Genomic DNA, 729 nt, shown 5'->3' with positions numbered 1-729 from the left:
GGCGTTCGGTCGACGCGTCGAAGGCCGCCGATTTGTCGCGCGTCAGAAGCTCCCCCAAACGAGAGGGAAGTTCTGCCAACACGAACGCGCATAGGTTCGTGTCTTGATCATCCAATGCACTGGCCGCGCGGCGCCGACCGTCGGTGCCGGCGTTCGAGCGCCGGCAATGTCGATCCCCAGCGCCAGCCATCCGAGCCAGTAGCGGCTGCGCTTCGGAGGGAACCGGTGCGGCGCGATCCTGCACCACCTGGAGCACCCGCAGAAGGTCTGACGCTTGCTCACGTGCGCGTTCCAAGTCAGTGAGGTAGGCCCGCAGGTGGGCAATTTCAGCGTCGAATTCCTTCAATTCCTGGTAGCGGATCTGACTGAGATACGCCGTAAGCGCGTATTGGAGGATCGACAGCGACTCACGGGTTTGCTTGCGGGGAAACACCGCAAGGAATTTGCGCCCGCGGTGGAATTCCGCGATGACGTCGGAGGTCATGAATGCGGGGAGCCTGACCTGAAGCGAACGAACAACCGACCGAGAGACGGCCGGCACCAATATGCCGACCTGCGCGGCGAGATAGGCCGTGCGAATACGCTGCGCAGCACAGAGCTGTGAGTGCACCCGGTCGGCACGACGGCTCAGTGCCGACAGCGCCTTGGCCAGCGTGCTTTGCGCTGCGTCGATCAATTGCTCTGCCATTCCATCCTCCGATGTCGTGTACGCCCGGGAGTCAGTCGTTC

The 729-nt window shown here is 63.0% G+C and carries 1 protein-coding gene; it reads right to left on the bottom strand.

Going from position 1 to position 729, the window contains the following annotated elements:
* Nucleotides 1-688, bottom strand: a 688-nt coding sequence (locus tag RVY79_RS16805) for a hypothetical protein (RefSeq protein ID WP_317465614.1), incomplete at its 3' end; no start/stop codon positions are given.
* Nucleotides 689-729 lie beyond the last annotated feature (41 nt).

The organism is Chromohalobacter sp. HP20-39 (genome assembly GCF_033052815.1).
GTDB lineage: Bacteria > Pseudomonadota > Gammaproteobacteria > Pseudomonadales > Halomonadaceae > Chromohalobacter.
Note: the sequence above shows the minus strand (reverse complement) of the source record. Positions and strands in the feature narration are given on the sequence as shown.